Raw genomic sequence first — 16,269 nt, forward strand, 5'->3', positions numbered from 1 at the left:
AGAACCCCTCGGCAAGGTTCATCGTCCCAGCGCAGAAGGCACTTTCGTATTTCCTCCCCGCTTCGGGCCTCATTTCAACTGAAACAGAGAGGCTAGCCTCGGACTTCGCACATGGGGTTTTAGGTCTACTCGAAGTACCACCAGGCTGTCCCTCGTCCTCAGTGCGGTCCGGGCGACCGCCACCTGTCCGGACTCGGCAAGGGCGGCTCGGAGAAGTGCGTAAGGCCGCTCGCCGCCCGGCGCAGCCGCCCCGAGGTAGTACGACTTGTCGTAGTGCAGAGGGTCCCCCCGGCTCTCGTCCAGGAAGCCGAGCACTCGGATCTCCTTGGTGTCCGGCGTCGGCAACTGCTCCAGGTCTTGGCGCGAGAGGACAAGCGTGCCGCCGTCGGGCATCTCGACGCCGCGGGCGATCTCACCTTCCGCGAGCTCCTGCCCGTCGAGCTCGCAGACGCGTCTGTACCTCACCTGCCCCCGCCGCGATCATGGACCATATGGAGCGGGACCCGATGCTGGGACGTTGCGGGATACCCGCTGACCGGAATGCTGACCAGCGAGAAGGTGATCACCTTCTTGGCGATGGCAGTCGGCACGCTGACCACCTCCAGCAGGCGCGCATCCCCTGGACCCACCAGCCCAATCCGGACACCGGGTGATCGCCACTCCACACCCGAGCTGCGCCCACGCGCGAGCAGCCGCAACCTGGAAGCTGTGGCAGGCGCCACACCGGCGGCTGCCCAGCCAACGGAGGCCCACCATGATCCCCAGGACGAGAACAGCCGCACTGACCGCCGCCGCACTCCTTACCGCTGCCACCGCGGTCGGCGCAACCCACTCCGCACAAGCCGCACCCCTCACCCCGACCTGCACGGCCGCCGACTTGCGCTTGTCTCTCGGGCAGGAGGAGGACGCCGCCGGATCCATCTTCATCCCCGTGAACTTCACCAACACCTCCACGCACGTCTGCAGCCTGCGTGGATACCCCGGCGTGAGCGTCCTGGACGCCGGCCACCAACAGATCGGTAGCCCAGCAACGCGCAGCAGCTCCCCCGTGACCACAGTGACCGTAGGCCCCGGCCAGACGGTCAGTGCGACGATACGCACCAACAATGCGACAGTCGCCCCGGCCTGTCGGCCACTCTCCGACTACTTCGGCATCTATCCGCCGGCCAGCTCCCAGCAGGTGCTCCTCCCTTACAATCTGCTGATCTGCGGAGCGTTTGAGACGAGTCCTGTCCAGGTTGCCGGATGATCCGAGACAGCGTCGATGGGCGGCGGCCCGGCGCCACGATCGCCGCCGACGAGATCGCATGCTCCTGAGCGCCGCCTCGCCTGCCTCCACCCCGATCGCCCTGCCATCGCCGCCGGCGCAGGAGCGCGGAAGCACGCAGGGCACCAGCTCTGCGCGCATCGCCCTCCGAGGTCCGTGCGCGCGCTCGGCAGCAAAGGCGGGACTGGTCGCGTCTCGGGGTCGGCGCGTACAGACCCTTCACCTGCGGCAACGGGCCGCCGGACGGCACCCCGGCGCCGACGCCGCGGTGCCGTTCCAGGGACCGCCTCGCTTGTCCGTGCCGACGCGGCCGTCGCCTCGACGAGCGCCCAGAAGGCGGTGCCGCTGCCCCGGTGGAATGCTGATGACCGTGTCTTTGACGCCTTCGACATCTGTGACGCCTCCGGAGTCCCCCGTGCCGGTGGCTCTCGTGCTCGCCGAGGACGACGCGGTCGAACTCCTCGCGTACCTGGTGACCGCCGCCCGGACCCAGCTGGACGAGGCCGCGGAGTACGCGCCCATGCGGCTGCTCACCGCAGCGGGCCGGCTGGCGGAGATGATCGACCCGCAGGCAGGTGCCTGGCTGCGGCCACTACTGGAGGAGATCCGAAAGCAGATCGGCGAAACAACCGTCCAGGCCGGTGACCCGGACGGCTACGCCCAGCGGATCGATGGCCTGTGCCGGGAACTGGCCACCCACCTGGTCACCCGTCTGAATCTGGACGGGGCCCCGTGAGCGGCGCCGTGGACGATGCCGTCCTCCAAACGATCCGTACCCGCCGTGTGATCCGCGCCCTGACCCCGGCCCCGATCACGCGGGAGGACGTGGCGACGGTACTCGACAGCGCCCGGTACGCCCCGCATGCCGGAAACCGCCGCCTGCACCGGTACGTCGCCGTCACCCGTCCCGCGCTACTGCGCGCGCTGCGCATGGTCTCGCCGGGGATGCTGCAACGTCCTACGGCTGCGATCGTGGTCTGCGTCGACTGGGCGAAGGTCAAAGGCTACGGCTTCGCACCGACCAACCCCGGCCCGCACATCGACGTCGGCACCGCCGCCGCGACCATGATGCTCGCGGCACACGCCATCGGCCTGGGCTCCGGGCCGGTCACCTCGTTCAGCAGGGTCGCGGTCGCCACCCTGCTCGGCCTCCCCGATCCGGTCCGTCCCGAGCTGATCATCTGCCTCGGCCACCCCGCTGCCGAGCAACCACCGCCCATGCGCCGCCGGAACGGGACCAGCTGGGCGGACGTCATCCAATGGGACCGCGGCTGACCTGTCCGCTGGGATCGATCCTGGTGGTTCATGACAATGTCCGCGCCGGAGCCCGCTTCGAGTACGGGCTGCTGTTCGAACGCGACCGGATGAAGGCGGCATGACCGGGCAGGCCACACCGCGCGCGATCCAGGAACGCACCACAGGATCGACACCTCTCCGGCGGCCAGTACGGCGGACACGGCCTTGTCGAACTCGGGCCGCTTTACGTCGCTCCACGCAGACAGGTTGTCCACCCAGACTTCCCGGACCCGCTTGCCGTTCTTGGCCGCCCACGCCCGGCCCAGCTCCTCCTGCGTCTGCACAGAGAGAAGAGCACGACGGTCCTCCGTGCGGACTTTCTTGGACTTGCGGAGGTAGAGGTCAGCCCCTTCCATCTCGGGCGTCAGGCCTGTGCGCTGCATGGGTGTGTCTCCTATCAGCCAAACCCACACGTCAATGGGCGTGCCAGGGTGTCCACGCGACTGACCAGTACGACCTGGGAATGGAGTACGTCGGATACGTCGAGCCGGGCGGCTACGACCGGGTGGTGTTCCGCGGGGACCCGGCCACCCGCGAGTTCATCGCGTTCTGGCTGTCCGGCGGCCGGGTGCTCGCGGGGATGAACGTCAACGTCTGGGACGTCACCGACCCGATCCGCGAACTGGTCCGCTCGGGGCGGGTGGTAGACGCCGACCGGCTGGCCGACCCGGGCGTCCCGCTCGGCGAGGTGTAGTCCCGTCCCACCGGGACGCCGTCGCGCGGCGTCGGCCGTGATGCCTCGGATCACGCCGGGCGCCGCCGTACCGTGACCTATCGGCCCGCCCGCAGGCCCTCCGGGGCCCTTCCGCGAGGGGAGAGGTCGCCGCCCAGGGCCTCGACCAGGCGCCGGGCGCGGGTGTCCTCCGCCAGCAGGGCCCGGGCCAGGTGCTCGGTGCCCTGGGCCGCTACGCCGGACAGGTAGGTCTCGACCGAGCGCGGGTCGGCGGGCAGCGGTACCCCGCCGGCGTCGAGGAGGGCGTGGAGGCGTGCGTAGTCGAGGCCGAGGCCGGCGAGCAGTTCGCCGCCGGCCCGGTCCACGCCCGGCCGGGGCTCACGGCGGGTCACTTCATGGACGGCCAGCAGCGCGAGCAGGACGTGCTCGGTGCCGGGCGTACGGCGGCCGAAGCGCAGGGCCTGGGCGTCCGCCTCCACCCGGATCCAGGCTCCGCGCCCCGCCGCCCCCGGCTGCAACAGCCGCTTCCAGCGCGGGAGTCGGTGGCTACGGCGGGTGAGCAGCGCCTCCCGGGTGGGGTGCAGCAACGGGTCGAGGGGGTCCGGGCGCTCGCCGCCGGCCTGCGGCGCGGCCGTGTCGGGACGGTCCGGTACGGCCTGTGGCGCGGCGCCGCCCAGGACCTCGGCGTGGCCCGGAACCTCGGCGCCGTCCTGGCCCGTGGCACCGTACAGAACGTCGGCACCGTCCAGGCGGTCGAGTACGGCCTGCGGCGGGACGCCCACCGCGTGCAGCAGTTCGGCGGCGCGGGTGCGGTCGTCGGCGAGCAGGGCGCGCAGCAGGTGCTCGGCGGTGAAGCTCCGCTCGCCGTCCCGGCGGGCGCGTTCCGTCGCCTCGGTGAGCACCCGGGCGGCGGCGCCGGTCAGCACCAGGGCGTCGTCCCCGGCGGGGCCGAGCACCTCCCGGGCGGGCACCCCGTCGCCGGTCCCGTCGTCCGCGCCCCACCGGCCGTCGCGGTCGCGGCGCAGGGAGTGCAGGAGGTCCGCCGTCGCCCCGACGGCGGTGAGCGCCGCCCCGGCGGGGCCCGGCGACCCGGCGACGTTGATCAGGAGGTGTTCCGTCCCGAGCCGCCCGCCGCCCGGGTCTCCGAGCGTGCGCCGGTCCGGCTCCAGCATGGTGTCCATGAGCCCCTCCCACAGATGCGGCTTTGCTTGAACTCTACGCTCACTTTGCTTGTTCTTTGCAGTTTTCCCGGCGTCAAGAACTCGTCAGGACGGAGGTGGAAGCCGGCACGCGGTGCCGTTGTTGCCACCTGCAGAAACGTGCGGGCCCGCGGGCCCGCAGACCTGCGGAAACCCGACCCCGCGCCCGCGAGAGGGGTGAGCAGCGTGGCCGACACGCTTCCCGGACCGGGCCGTGTCCCCGAGGCCGAGACGCCGATGGACGCCTACTCGCGGATCGTCACGTCCGTGGCGGCCGCCGTGACGCCGCGCGTCGCGGCCCTCCAGGTGCCCCGGCGCGGCCGGGGCGGCTGGTTCAGCACCGCGCTGGGCTCGGCCGTGGTCTTCACCGAGGACGGCTTCCTGCTCACCAACGCCCATGTGGTCGGCCACGCCGACGCCGGAACGCTGGCCTTCGCCGACGGCACCAGCTCGCCCTTCCACACCATCGGCGCGGACCCGCTCTCCGACCTGGCGGTGCTGCGCGCCGACGGCCCGACGCCCTCGCCGGTGACGCTCGGCGAGGCCACCGCCCTGCGGGTCGGGCAGCTGGTGGTGGCCGTGGGCAACCCGCTCGGTCTGGCCGGGACGGTCACGGCGGGCGTGGTCAGCGCGCTCGGCCGGTCCCTTCCCGCGCGCTCCGGCAGCGCGGTACGGGTCATCGACGACGTGATCCAGACCGACGCCGCGCTCAACCCCGGCAACTCCGGCGGCGCGCTCACCACCGCGAACGGCGAGGTGGTCGGCATCACCACGGCCGTGGCCGGGAACGGACTGGGCCTGGCCGTCCCGATCAACGCCACCAGCCGCCAGATCATCGCCGCCCTGCTCACCGAGGGCCGGATCCGCCGCGCCTACCTGGGCCTGGCCGGGGTCCCGACCCCGCTGCCGCCCGCCCTGCGCCAGCGCACCGGGCAGGACGCCGGGCTGCGGATCGTCGAGGTGGTCCCCGGCGCCCCCGCCTCCCGGGCCGGCCTGCACGAGGGCGACCTGCTGCTCACCGCCGCCGCCGAGCCCATGGGCAGCGCCCAGTCCCTCCAGCGCCTGATGCTCGCCGACGCCATCGGCCGCCCGATCCCGCTCACCGTCCTGCGCGGCGAGGCACTGGTCGACGTCATCGCCGTCCCGACCGAACTCCCCGCCGACGACTGACATCGGGGCTACCCGTCCGCCGGGTCGCGCGGAGCGCGTCGCATCGCCCACAGCATCGGCCCGTTCCCCGGCAGCCGGATCTCCTCCAGCACCTCGAAGCCGAAGTGCCCGTACACGGCGAGGTTCGCCTCCTTGGAGGACTCCAGGTAGACCGGCAGCCCCGCCTCGTCGGCCCGCGCCAGCCCGGCGCGCAGCAGGGCGGATCCCTGCCCCCGCCCCTGGGCGACGGGGTCGGCGCCGAGCACCGCCAGGTACCAGTGCGGCTCCTGCGGCGCGTTCGCGGCGGCCGCTTCGACGGAGCGCCGGAACGGCTCGGCCCGCTCGCCGAGCAGCCCGGTCAGCTCCCGGATCGTCTCCGCCTCCGGGACGGCCTTGTCCTGCGCCTCCGGTGGCACCCAGAACGCGGCGGCGTCCTCGGTGCGCTCGCACACCCCGTGCGGCAGGTACTGCCGGGTGAGCAGCGTGGTGAAGTAACCGCCCAGCGCGGCCGGGCGGGTGGCGCCCTCGGGGAATAACCAGCACATCATCGGGTCGTCCCCGAAGGCCCGCGCCAGTACTTCGGCCATCGGCCCGGCGTCCTCGACCGTCACCGCCCTCGGCGTGACCGGCGCGATCGGCGTGCTCCGCGCGTCAGGCGTGTTCGGCGTGTTCGGCGTGTTCGGCGTGTTCGTCATCCGCATACGGACATTCTGCGCGCCCTTATCCCGGCCACCCCGCCCGGGCCCCCAACTCGCTTGCTGGGCAGTGTCCCTGACGGAGCATCGCGAGAAGCCGCTCCCGGGCGTACTCGTCGGGCCGGCCGGTGCGGGCGTGACCACCCTGACGCTCTGGGGTACGGCGCCGCCGATCCGCAACGGCTCGCTCCCGTAAGGCGGTTGGCACCCGGCCGCCTTCCTGCCGTGCGAACCCGCCTGCGGGGCGCTCGGGGTGGCACCTCCACTCCCCCGCCGCCGGAAGGGCTGACGGTTTTGATGGAGTGGCCGCTGCGGGCGGCGGACCCGCTGTCCGAACGGCGGCCACTCCACCGGGAGGCGCCGGGGGCGCCTCACCTGTTCTGCACCGGTCGCCGAGAGCTCCGGAGTACCGGCCGGAGCCCCGGGATCCGGCGCGGTCCGCCCGCGCGGGCGGACCGTCCTCGGGGGGCGCCTCAGACCGGACGGTCCAGGCGCACCGGCGTCGCCCGCACCGTCCGGCGGGGCAGGGCCGTGGGCAGGGAGACCAGCAGGGCGGTGGCGGTGAACACCGCGAAGTGCCGGGCCTCCGGCCAGGGCCCGGACCAGCCGAGTTCGGCGTGCCGGTGTTCGGTGAAGGCGTTGCAGCACAGCCAGGCGGCCAGGCCGATCAGCGGCGCGGCCCGCGGGCGGGCGAAGCCGCCGACCAGGCCGCACAGCGCCAGGTAGGCGACGAGGGCGAGCCAGCCGGAGTGCAGTTGGCCGAGCCCGCGCAAGCCGAGGGCGAGCAGGCCACCGCCGAGCAGGGCGACGGCGCCCGAGGCGCCCGTCGAGAGGCGGTCCAGCACCGGGTGGTAGCGGGTGCCGCCGGGGCGCGCCGAGTACATCCGCACCGCGGACTATCCCTTCGCCGCGACCAGTTCGGGCGCGGGGCCGACCGGCAGATGCCAGCGGGTGCGACGGTGGAGGGCCTCCAGGTCGTGCAGCAGCTCGGGCACCGGGACGGTCAGCACCGGGCAGCCGGCCTCCTTCGCGCAGTACGCGGACACCGAGCGCCGCAGTCCGCGGCGGAGCAGGCCGCCGCTCCGCCCGAGCACCAGAAGGTCGTCGGCCCGGTCGGCGACGTGCACCAGGGCGGGCCCGGACTCGCCGCGGATCACCACCGGCCGGATCGGCACGCCAGGGTCGGCCCCGCCGAAGGCCGCGCCCAGCGCCTCGTTCACCCGCTGCTCGGCGGCCTCCCGTACGGCGGACAGCAGCGGCGGGCAGGGCGAGCGGCGGTAGCCGAGCTCGCCGCCGGGCGGCTCCCAGGCGAGTACCGGCACCAGGACGGCGCCGCGCTCGCGGGCCTCGGCGGCGGCGCGGTGCAGTGCCGCGAGGCTTCCGAGCGACCCGCTGACGCCGACCACCACCCTGGGGCCCGCGCTGTCCTGGTGCCGACCGTTGCCGTGCATGATCCGTCCTCGTCTGGTCGCGTCGTCCGTCGCTCTCCACCCAACCGCCGTCCGGGCGCCGACCAGCCGTTCTTGACGGCTCCCTGACGGCCCGAACACCATTCCCAACGCACTCCATACGCGGACGGACGCCCGGCCCACCCTCACCCGTTCGGCCTACCCGGCGGGCTGGGCCGCCTCCCCGCCGCCACCACCCGGCTGCGCGACGGCGCCGAAGTGACCGATACGGCTAGGCCGCGCACGGCAGGTCGAGCAGGTAGGCCGTCCCGCCGCCGGCGGCCGGTTCGACGGTGAGCTCGCCGTTCATCGCCTCCACGAAGCCCCGGGCAACGGTGAGCCCGACCGGCTCGGCCCCGCCCGGGGCGCTCACCCGCAGGTGGACGCGGCCCGCCACGGTGCCCGCGTCCACCGTGGCCGGGCGCCCGGCCACGGCCAGCACGTCGGCGACGGCGCGCTCCAGCAGGCCCGGGTCGGCGAGCACCGGCGGCAGCCCGTCGCCCAGGGCGAGCCGGACCTCGCCGTTCCCGTGCAAGCCCGCGCCGGAGAGCGCGGCCGCCACCACCGGGCGCAGCGCGGTGGGCCGCAGTACCACCGGGATCTCCCCGGCCCGCAGCCGGCTGAGGTCCAGCAGGTTGGCGACCAGCCGCTCCATCCGCCGTACCTCGGCGTCGATCCGCCGCCGCTGCGGGGCCCGCAGTTCGGCGGCGTCCCGGCGCAGCGCGGCCAGCGGGGCGCGCAGGTCCTGGCCGACCGCCTCCAGCAGGGCGGTGTGCAGGGCGTCGGTGTGGGCGAGGGTCTCGGCCGCGGCGGCCTGGGCGGCGAGCCGCTCGCGGTCGCGGGCCAGCCGCAGCTGGGTGACGTACGGGCCCAGCAGCCGGGTGTCCTCCTCGCTGAGTGCCGGTCCGCGCAGTGCGAGGACGGTGTCGGGGCCGAGCTCGACGGCGAGTGAGGCCTCGTCGGGGCGCAGCGGGTAGCCGGCGCCGGAGGCGGCGGCGGGCTGCCAGAACTGCCCGGTGCGGACCAGCACGACGGCGCCGTCCAGGCCGAAGACCTGGCGCAGTTCGGCGACCAGGTCGGGCAGCGCCCGGGCACCGGATTCGACGGTCTCGCCCGCCAGGTGGGCGAGGACGGCGGCCTCGGCGCGGGCCCGGTCGGCCTGTTGGGAGCGGCGGGCGAGGCCGTCGATCAGGTGAGCGATGATCCCCGCGACGGCGAGGAAGAGCAGGAGCACGGCGAGGTCGGCGCCGCGTTGGACGGTGAGGCTGTGCCAGGGCGTGGTGAAGAACCAGTCGGCGGCGAGCGCCCCGGCGACGGTGGTGCCGGCGGCGGGCAGCAGGCCGCCGAGCCGGGCGGTGGCGGCGACGGCGAGCAGCAGGCAGAGCAGCACGCCGCCGAGCGCGAGCGAGCCGCGCAGCGGGGAGAGCGTCCAGGCGAGGGCGACGGCGGTGGCCGGGCCGAGCAGCCAGGCGAGCCGGCGCCGGGGCAGCGGTACGGCGGCCGGGCGGCGGCGCCTGGGGGCGGGTGGGACGGCCAGCAGTCCGGGTTCGGGCGGGGGCAGCACCCGGACGTCGATCGGGCCGGCCAGGCGGATCACCCGGTTGATGACGGAGCCGGAGAGCAGTTCGCGCGGCCGGCTGCGGCTGGTGGGGCCGAGCAGGATCTGGGTGGCGCTCTCGGCGTGGGCGAAGTCCACCAGGGCGCCGGCGACGTCCCCGGCGTTGACCTCGACGTAGCTGCCGTGGAGTTCGTGCAGCAGGGCGCGCTGCGCGGCCAGGCCGGGCGGCTCGTGGGTGGTGGTGCCGTCGTCGGGGCGGATGTGGACGCCGATCAGGTCGCCGTGCACCCGGGTGGCGGTGCGGGCGCCGCGGCGGATCAGGTGCTCGCCCTGCGGGGCGCCGTTGAGGGCGACGACGATGCGCTCCTTGGTCTCCCAGGGGGCACGGATGCCGTGCCGGGCGCGGTAGTCGGCGAGTTCCTCCTCGACCCGGTCGGCCAGCCAGAGCAGGGCGAGTTCGCGTAGGGCGCCGAGGTTGCCGGCCCGGAAGTAGTGGTCGAGGGCGATGTCGACCCGGTCGGGCGGGTAGATCCCGCCCTGGGCCATCCGGGTGCGCAGGGCCTCGGGGCTGAGGTCGACCAGTTCGATCCGGTCGGCGGCGCGGACCACCTGGTCGGGGATCCGTTCGCGCTGGGCGACGCCGGTGATCTGCTCGACGACGTCGTTGAGGCTCTCCAGGTGCTGGATGTTGACGGTGGTGGCGACGTCGATGCCGGCGTCGAGGAGCTGGCGGACGTCCTGCCAGCGCTTGGGGTTGCCGGTGCCGGGGGCGTTGCTGTGGGCGAGTTCGTCGACCAGGGCGAGTGCGGGGCGGCGGGCGAGCAGGGCGGCCGTGTCGAGTTCGGTGAACCGGGCGCCCCGGTAGTGGACGGTCCGGCGGGGCAGCACCGGCAGGTCGCCGAGCTGCTGTTCGGTGCCCCGGCGGCCGTACGTCTCGACCAGGCCGACCACGACGTCCAGGCCCTCGTCGTCGCGCAGCCGCCGCCCCTCGGCGAGCATGGCGTACGTCTTCCCGACCCCCGGCGCCGCCCCCAGAAACACCCGCAGCCGTCCGCTCACCGCACCGCCTCCAGGTCCATGGTCGGCCGTGGACCGCCCGTACGCACCAGATCTGGATGGTGCTATCGTCAGTAGCACCATGTTGCTGAAGCTGGACCTTGGCGACGCCCGCCCGCTGCACGAGCAGGTGGCGGGCGCGATCCGACGGGCCGTCGCGGAGGGCGAGTGCGCCCCCGGCGACAAACTGCCGCCCGCCCGGGAGCTCTCCCGGGCCCTCGGCGTCAACACCAACACCGTGCTGCGCGGGCTGCGCGCGCTGCGCGACGAGGGGGTGCTGGAGTTCCGCCGGGGCCGTGGCATCACGGTCGCCGCGGACGCCGGAACGCGCGCCGAACTGGTGGACCGGGTACGGCAGTTGATCGCGGACGCGGCCCGGGCCGGCTACAGCAGGAACGATCTCGTGGATCTGATCAGGGGGATGTCGTGAGGGACGAAGAGCCCGTGGGAGAGCCCGTCTCAAGCCGGCCGGTACGCCGGGGGGCGCTCTTGGGGGCGGTGGCCTGGACGCTCGGTGTGCCGGCGCTGCTGATCGTACTGCCGCTGGCCGCACGCGACCGGCTGCCGGCGCAGGTGGCGACCCACTGGAACGGGCGCGACCCGGACGGTTCGATGTCGGTGACGGCGGCGGCACTCTTCCCGGCCGGCGTCTGGCTCCTGGTGGCGCTCGGGTTCGCCGTGGCCGTCCGGTTCCGGCCCGACCCGGCCCGCCAGTGGGCCGGGCCGGTGCTGGCCTTCACCGGGGTGCTGCTGACGGGCGCGCAGACCTCCATCGTGCGCGCCAACCTGGACCGTGCCCGCTGGCAGGACGCCGCGCCGATGGGCATCGAGGTGGTCGTGATCGTCGTGGCGGCGGGCCTGGCCGGTGTGCTGTCCTGGCTGGCCACCCGCCCGGGCGCCACCGCCCCGGCCCGGCCCGGCACGCCGGTGCTGGAACTGAGGGCCGGCGAGCGAACGGCCTGGCTCTCCCAGGCCGCCAACCCGTGGCTGCAGCTGCTCGCCGCCGTCACGGCGCTGATCCCGATGACGGCCGTACTGGTCGCCGTGGGCGGGCTGGCGGAGCCCGACTGGGTGACCGTCGTCATCCTCGCCCTCTCCTCGGTCGTCCTCCTGCTCTGCTCCTCGGTGCGGGTCCGGGTGACCGACGAGGGACTGCACGTCGGCTTCGGCCCGTTCGGCTGGCCCGCCCGGAAGCTCTCCCCCGCCGAGCTCGTCTCGGCCCGGGTCGAGCGGCTCACCGCCCGCGCGGCCGGCGGCTGGGGCTACCGCGCCAACCATCGGGGCACCACCGTGTTCCTGCGCCGGGGCGAGTGCCTGGTGGTCCGCACCAAGCGCGGGAAGGACTTCGCGATCAGCGTCGACGACGCCGAGCGCGGGGCCGCCCTGTTGAACACGCTGATCGCCCGCACCGGCAGCCCCACCCACTGACGGCGCGGCCGGTCAGCCCCGCCCTGACCCGCCCGGACCCCGCCACCGGAGGCACCCGTAGGGCCGCCTCCGGTGGCGGGCCCGTCCCTCTGCGATCAGGCTGGTGCGCGGTCGGGCCGGTGCGGTCGGCCCCAGGGCGGCGATCGGCGGACGGGCGGTGGTGCGAGTGGCCGGCGGCGACGGCGGTTTCCCCTCGCGCGGCGTGTGGCGCCGCCCCGAGCAGCGCTGGGTGGACCTCCTGGTCGGCGCCGCGCTGGTGGCGCTGCTGTACGGGCTGCTGCGGCTCGCCCCCTCGCTGAACGCGCCGTTCCTGCCCGAGCAGGCCCCCGCCACCGTGTCCACCGATCCGTCCAACCTGCCGTTCTACGCGGTGCGTTCACTGCTGCGGATGTTCGTCGCGCTGGTCGCCTCGGTGCTCTTCACCTTCGCCTACGCCACCGCCGCGGCCCGGCTGCGACGGGCGGAGAAGGTGCTGCTGCCGGTCCTCGACATCCTCCAGTCGGTGCCCATCCTCGGCTTCCTGTCGATCACCGTCACCGCCTTCATCAACCTCTTCCCCGGCTCCACGCTCGGCCTCGAATGCGCGTCGATCTTCGCGATCTTCACCTCGATGGCCTGGAACATGACCTTCGCGTTCTACTACTCGCTGGTCAGCCAGCCGCGCGAACTGGACGAGGCCGCCCGGGTGATGCGACTGACCAAGTGGCAGCGGTTCTGGCGCCTCGACGTGCCCAGCGGCATGATCCCGCTGGTCTGGAACGGGATGATGAGCTTCGGCGGCGCCTGGTTCTTCCTCGCCGCCTCCGAGTCCATCAGCGTGCTCAACCACCGCTACGCGCTGCCCGGCGTCGGCTCCTACGCGGCCACCGCCATCGGCAACGGGGACCTCGGGCAGGTCGGCATCGCGATCGGCGTGATGGTCGTCATGGTGATCGCCGTCAACGTGCTGTTCTGGCGGCCGATGACGGCCTGGTCGGAGCGGTTCCGGGTGGAGGAGACGGAGTCCGCCGACCGGCCGCGCAGCGTCGTCCTCGACCTGCTGCGCCGCTCCAGCCTGCCGGAGCTGGCCGCCCGGCCGCTGCGCCCGCTCGGGCTCGCGCTGGACCGGGGCACGCGGGTCTTCGGCCTGGCCGAGCACCCGCTCGCCCGCCCCGTCTCCAGGGAGCGCACCGGGGACGTGTTCTTCGCCGGAGCGGTGGCCGCGGTCGTGGTCTTCGGCGCCTGGAAGGCCTTCGACTACGTCAACGACACGGTCGGCCTCGGCGAGTTCGGCCACGCCTTCGCGCTCGGTGCGGCCACCTTCGCCCGGGTGCTGGTGCTGATGGTGGCGGCGACCGTGGTGTGGGTGCCGGTCGGGGTCTGGATCGGGATGGACCCGAAGGTCACCCGCTTCGCCCAGCCGGTGGTGCAGGTGCTGGCCAGCTTCCCGGCGAACCTGCTGTTCCCCTTCGCCACCGCGGCCTTCGTCGCCCTCGGGATCTCGCTGAACATCGGCTCGGTGCTGCTGATGGCCCTCGGCGCGCAGTGGTACATCCTGTTCAACGTGATCGCCGGGGCCTCCGCGATCCCCAGCGACCTGCGCGAGGCGATGACCGGCTTCCAGGTCAGGGGCCGACTGCGCTGGCGCGCCTTCATCCTCCCGGCGGTCTTCCCGTACTACGTCACCGGCGGCATCACCGCGGCCGGCGGCGCCTGGAACGCCTCGATCGTCGCCGAGGTGGTCGACTACGGCTCGCACCACCTCACCGCCACCGGGCTGGGCGCCTACATCACCGACGCCACCGGCACCGGCGCCTTCCCCAAGATCCTGGTCGGGGTGAGCGTGATGAGCGTCTACGTGGTCGCGCTCAACCGCCTGCTGTGGCGCCGCCTCTACCGGCTCTCCGAGACCCGCTACGCCCTCTGACGACCCGCTGCACCCGCTGCCGAGGAGCCCGTCCGCGATGACCACCGCCTCCCGCACCACGATCGTCCAGGCCACCGACGTGACCAAGACCTTCACCACCCCGGACGGCCGGGCGCTGCCGGTGCTCGACGACATCAGCCTGCACCTGGCCGAGGGCGAGATCGTCGCCCTGCTCGGCAAGTCCGGCTCCGGCAAGTCCACCCTGCTGCGCTGCCTGGCCGGGCTGATCGCGCCCTCCTCCGGCACGGTCACCTACCGGGGCACCCCGCTGCGGGCTGCCAGCCCGGGGGTGGCGATGGTGTTCCAGTCCTTCGCCCTGCTGCCCTGGCTGACCGTCCAGCAGAACGTCGAGCTGAGCCTGCAGGCGCGCGGAGTGGAGGAGACGGAGCGGCGCGAGCGGGCGCTGCGGGCGATCGACCTGATCGGTCTGGACGGCTTCGAGGGCGCCTACCCCAAGGAGCTGTCCGGCGGGATGCGCCAGCGGGTCGGCTTCGCCCGGGCTCTGGTGGTGGAGCCGGACGCGCTGTTCATGGACGAGCCCTTCTCCGCGCTGGACGTGCTGACCGCCGAGAACCTGCGCAACGAGCTGGTGGGCCTGTGGGAAGGGCACGAGGCGCCGGTCAAGTCGATCCTGATCGTCACCCACAACATCGAGGAAGCCGTGCTGCTGGCCGACCGGATCCTGGTGCTGTCCTCCAACCCCGGCCGGATCCGGTCCGAACTGACCGTCGACCTGCCCCGCCCGCGCGACCGGCGCACCGCCCAGTTCGAGGCCCTGGTCGACACCGTCTACGGCATCCTTACCGGCCGCGAGGAGCAGCCCGCCGCCGAACCCGCCGCCCGGCAGGCCGCCACCCCGATCACCACCCCGCTGCCGCCCGCCACCGTCGGCGGGCTGGCCGGTCTGCTGGAGATCCTGCTGGCCATGGGCGGCGAGGAGGGCCTGGCCGAGATCGCCGACGAGCTGAACTTCGAGGTCGACGACCTGCTCCCGCTGGTCGACGCCGCCGTCCTGCTGGACCTCGCCCGCACCACCGACGGCCGCTTCGCCATCACCCCGGCCGGCCGCGAGTTCGCCGACGCCGACATCCTCACCAGCAAGCAGCTCTTCGCCCGCAACGCCGCCCGCCGCGCGCCGCTGGTGCGCGCCATCGTCCAGTCCCTGGCCGCCACCGAGAACCACAAGCTGCGCGAGGACCTCTTCCTGGACCTGCTGCGGGCCGGCTTCGACACCGAGGACGCCCGCCGCCAGCTGGAGACCGCGATCGACTGGGGCCGCTACGGCGAGCTGTACGACTACGACGCGGACGACGCCGAGTTCGTGCTCGACCCCGGCGCCGAGGCGGCGCTGTGAGGGCCGGTCAGTCCTGCCAGAAGTACAGCAGGGTGCCGACGTGCAACGGAAGGCGCCTACCGAACCAGTAGACGCACAGGTCCGTGACGATGCGGTTCACGGTGGCGCGGTCCACCCAGTGGAAGCCGGCCTGCTCCAGGGCGGTACGGGCCGGCGAGTCGTCGTCCAGGGTGCGGTCCCACTCCCCGAGGGTGCCGACGAACGGGCCGAGCGTGCTGACGCGGACGGTGCCGCCCTCGCCGAGCCGGATCGCGTGGTATGTGCCACTGCCGGTCCCCTCGTGCTCGAACGCGTCGACCGGGGCCTCGAAGGCGATCCCCGCGCCGCCCAACGCCTCGGTGGCGCGGCGCAGTTGACCGTCCACATCGACCGGGGCGGGCGGCTCGGCACAGATCGCCTCAAGGCGCCAGCGCGGGTCGGTGCCGCGCTCGCTCGCCGCCGCGTACTCGTGCACGATCGCCCGGCGGACCTGCTCGGGCAGGCCGGGGACCTCGACCCGGGGGCGGCCGAGGCGGGCGTACCGGTCCGCCGTCTCCTCGGCGTCGCCGGTGAGCCGGTGCAGGGCGCAGACCGCCCACAGCGCCGCCTCGACCGGCGGCCGCCCGGCGAGGTAGGCGCGCAGCCGGGCCGGGTCGGTGGCCAGCAGGTGGGCCTGGTGGGCGACCATGCGGTCCGGGTCGGCGAGGGAGGCCGTGATGTCCTGGCCGGCCCGGTGGCGTAGCAGGTCGCGGGCCAACCGGTCCTCGGGCCGGGCCTCACCGAGGTCCTCCAGGACCGCCGGGAGGCCGTACCGGTCGGCCAGCGCGTTCAGTCCGGCCTCACCCGCACCGCGCTGGACGTCCCACGGCTTGGCGGCCCGGACGGCGAGGTCGGCCGTCGCGGTGCGGTCGCCGAGCCGGCCGCGCGCCTTGAGGAAGGCCTCGTGCAGACCGAAGTCGTCGTCCTCCTCCTTCCGCTCCGGCTGCCGTAGCCACGGCAGGAGTTCGGCGCGGTCGCCCAGCGCGTCGAGCAGGGGGACCCGCACCTCGGCGTCCTCCTCGACGTCCTGGATCCGGGCGATCAGCGCGGGTACGTGCTCCTCGGGCACCCGTCCCGCCAGGGCCACGGCGCAGGCCAGACGGCGGAACCACTCGTTCGCCGGATCGGCGACGTAGCGGGCGAGTTCGTCGGCGTCGTGCTGCCACAGGGTGGCGGTGGGGTCCGGATCGTGCAGGGAGATCGCGTCGATGCTGGTCACCGG

At 73.9% G+C, this 16,269-nt stretch carries 15 protein-coding genes and 1 pseudogene; 9 read left to right on the forward strand and 7 right to left on the reverse strand.

The features are described from left to right. Window positions 1-69 precede the first annotated feature (69 nt). Window positions 70-465: a Ku protein gene (locus ACGF12_RS31095; RefSeq protein WP_393037363.1), complete on the reverse strand. Its 396-nt coding sequence runs from the start codon at window positions 463-465 to the stop codon at window positions 70-72. A 289-nt stretch (window positions 466-754) separates the two neighbouring features. Here ACGF12_RS31095 and ACGF12_RS31100 point away from each other — a divergent pair, with 289 nt between their 5' ends. From ACGF12_RS31100 to ACGF12_RS31115, 4 genes and pseudogenes are all read left to right on the forward strand, one after another. After that, window positions 755-1,249: a DUF4232 domain-containing protein gene (locus ACGF12_RS31100; protein WP_393037366.1), complete on the forward strand. Its 495-nt coding sequence runs from the start codon at window positions 755-757 to the stop codon at window positions 1,247-1,249. A 433-nt stretch (window positions 1,250-1,682) separates the two neighbouring features. Then, window positions 1,683-2,003 (forward strand): DUF6092 family protein, encoded by a 321-nt coding sequence (locus ACGF12_RS31105; RefSeq protein WP_393037369.1) that lies wholly within the window; start codon window positions 1,683-1,685, stop codon window positions 2,001-2,003. After that, a complete protein-coding gene (locus ACGF12_RS31110; RefSeq protein WP_393037372.1) occupies window positions 2,000-2,542 on the forward strand; it encodes a nitroreductase family protein in 543 nt (180 codons plus the stop codon). Before ACGF12_RS31105 ends, ACGF12_RS31110 begins: the two co-directional genes overlap by 4 nt. A gap of 463 nt (window positions 2,543-3,005) precedes the next feature. Continuing rightward, window positions 3,006-3,257, forward strand: a pseudogene (locus ACGF12_RS31115) (oxidoreductase C-terminal domain-containing protein); the annotation flags it as partial. Window positions 3,258-3,334: 77 nt separating this feature from the next. On the opposite strand, the gene ACGF12_RS31120 reads toward ACGF12_RS31115, so the two are convergent. Next, complete coding sequence (locus ACGF12_RS31120; protein WP_393037375.1) at window positions 3,335-4,417, reverse strand: Clp protease N-terminal domain-containing protein; 1,083 nt, start codon at window positions 4,415-4,417, stop codon at window positions 3,335-3,337. Window positions 4,418-4,621: 204 nt separating this feature from the next. On the opposite strand from ACGF12_RS31120, the gene ACGF12_RS31125 reads away from it, so the two are divergent. Next, window positions 4,622-5,605: a S1C family serine protease gene (locus tag ACGF12_RS31125; RefSeq protein ID WP_393037377.1), complete on the forward strand. Its 984-nt coding sequence runs from the start codon at window positions 4,622-4,624 to the stop codon at window positions 5,603-5,605. An 8-nt stretch (window positions 5,606-5,613) separates the two neighbouring features. Here the strand turns inward: ACGF12_RS31125 and ACGF12_RS31130 are convergent, their stop codons facing one another. From ACGF12_RS31130 to ACGF12_RS31145, 4 genes are all read right to left on the reverse strand, one after another. After that, on the reverse strand, window positions 5,614-6,171 hold the full coding sequence (locus tag ACGF12_RS31130) for a GNAT family N-acetyltransferase (protein ID WP_393037458.1): 558 nt from the start codon (window positions 6,169-6,171) through the stop codon (window positions 5,614-5,616). Window positions 6,172-6,752: 581 nt separating this feature from the next. Then, complete coding sequence (locus tag ACGF12_RS31135) at window positions 6,753-7,169, reverse strand: hypothetical protein (protein ID WP_393037380.1); 417 nt, start codon at window positions 7,167-7,169, stop codon at window positions 6,753-6,755. Window positions 7,170-7,175: 6 nt separating this feature from the next. Next, complete coding sequence (locus ACGF12_RS31140; RefSeq protein WP_393037383.1) at window positions 7,176-7,730, reverse strand: universal stress protein; 555 nt, start codon at window positions 7,728-7,730, stop codon at window positions 7,176-7,178. A gap of 229 nt (window positions 7,731-7,959) precedes the next feature. Next, window positions 7,960-10,344, reverse strand: coding sequence for a DUF4118 domain-containing protein (locus ACGF12_RS31145; protein WP_393037386.1), 2,385 nt, complete (start codon window positions 10,342-10,344; stop codon window positions 7,960-7,962). A gap of 79 nt (window positions 10,345-10,423) precedes the next feature. Here ACGF12_RS31145 and ACGF12_RS31150 point away from each other — a divergent pair, with 79 nt between their 5' ends. The 4 genes from ACGF12_RS31150 to ACGF12_RS31165 all read left to right on the forward strand — a co-directional run bounded on the left by ACGF12_RS31150 (window position 10,424) and on the right by ACGF12_RS31165 (window position 15,029). Next, window positions 10,424-10,771, forward strand: coding sequence for a GntR family transcriptional regulator (locus ACGF12_RS31150; protein ID WP_355672729.1), 348 nt, complete (start codon window positions 10,424-10,426; stop codon window positions 10,769-10,771). A gap of 68 nt (window positions 10,772-10,839) precedes the next feature. After that, window positions 10,840-11,769 (forward strand): DUF1648 domain-containing protein, encoded by a 930-nt coding sequence (locus ACGF12_RS31155; RefSeq protein ID WP_393037390.1) that lies wholly within the window; start codon window positions 10,840-10,842, stop codon window positions 11,767-11,769. A gap of 103 nt (window positions 11,770-11,872) precedes the next feature. Next, window positions 11,873-13,675, forward strand: a complete 1,803-nt coding sequence (locus ACGF12_RS31160; RefSeq protein ID WP_393037393.1) for an ABC transporter permease — start codon at window positions 11,873-11,875, stop codon at window positions 13,673-13,675. 37 nt (window positions 13,676-13,712) lie between these two features. Further along, entirely contained in the window at window positions 13,713-15,029 is a 1,317-nt protein-coding gene (locus tag ACGF12_RS31165; RefSeq protein WP_393037396.1) for a nitrate/sulfonate/bicarbonate ABC transporter ATP-binding protein, read from the forward strand. Between the two features lie 7 nt (window positions 15,030-15,036). Here the strand turns inward: ACGF12_RS31165 and ACGF12_RS31170 are convergent, their stop codons facing one another. Next, window positions 15,037-16,266, reverse strand: coding sequence for a hypothetical protein (locus tag ACGF12_RS31170; protein WP_393037399.1), 1,230 nt, complete (start codon window positions 16,264-16,266; stop codon window positions 15,037-15,039). Window positions 16,267-16,269: the final 3 nt, after the last annotated feature.

The organism is Kitasatospora sp. NPDC048296 (genome assembly GCF_043201815.1).
Classification (GTDB): Bacteria; Actinomycetota; Actinomycetes; order Streptomycetales; family Streptomycetaceae; genus Kitasatospora.

Bases quoted from the DNA above. Each gene is read 5' to 3' on its own strand.
- ACGF12_RS31165 (WP_393037396.1), top strand. From the start codon at position 13,713: ATGACCACCGCCTCCCGCACCACGATCGTCCAGGCCACCGACGTGACC.
- ACGF12_RS31100 (WP_393037366.1), top strand. From the start codon at position 755: ATGATCCCCAGGACGAGAACAGCCGCACTGACCGCCGCCGCACTCCTT.
- ACGF12_RS31150 (WP_355672729.1), top strand. From the start codon at position 10,424: ATGTTGCTGAAGCTGGACCTTGGCGACGCCCGCCCGCTGCACGAGCAG.
- ACGF12_RS31140 (WP_393037383.1), bottom strand. From the start codon at position 7,730: ATGCACGGCAACGGTCGGCACCAGGACAGCGCGGGCCCCAGGGTGGTG.
- ACGF12_RS31130 (WP_393037458.1), bottom strand. From the start codon at position 6,171: ATGGCCGAAGTACTGGCGCGGGCCTTCGGGGACGACCCGATGATGTGC.
- ACGF12_RS31120 (WP_393037375.1), bottom strand. From the start codon at position 4,417: ATGGACACCATGCTGGAGCCGGACCGGCGCACGCTCGGAGACCCGGGC.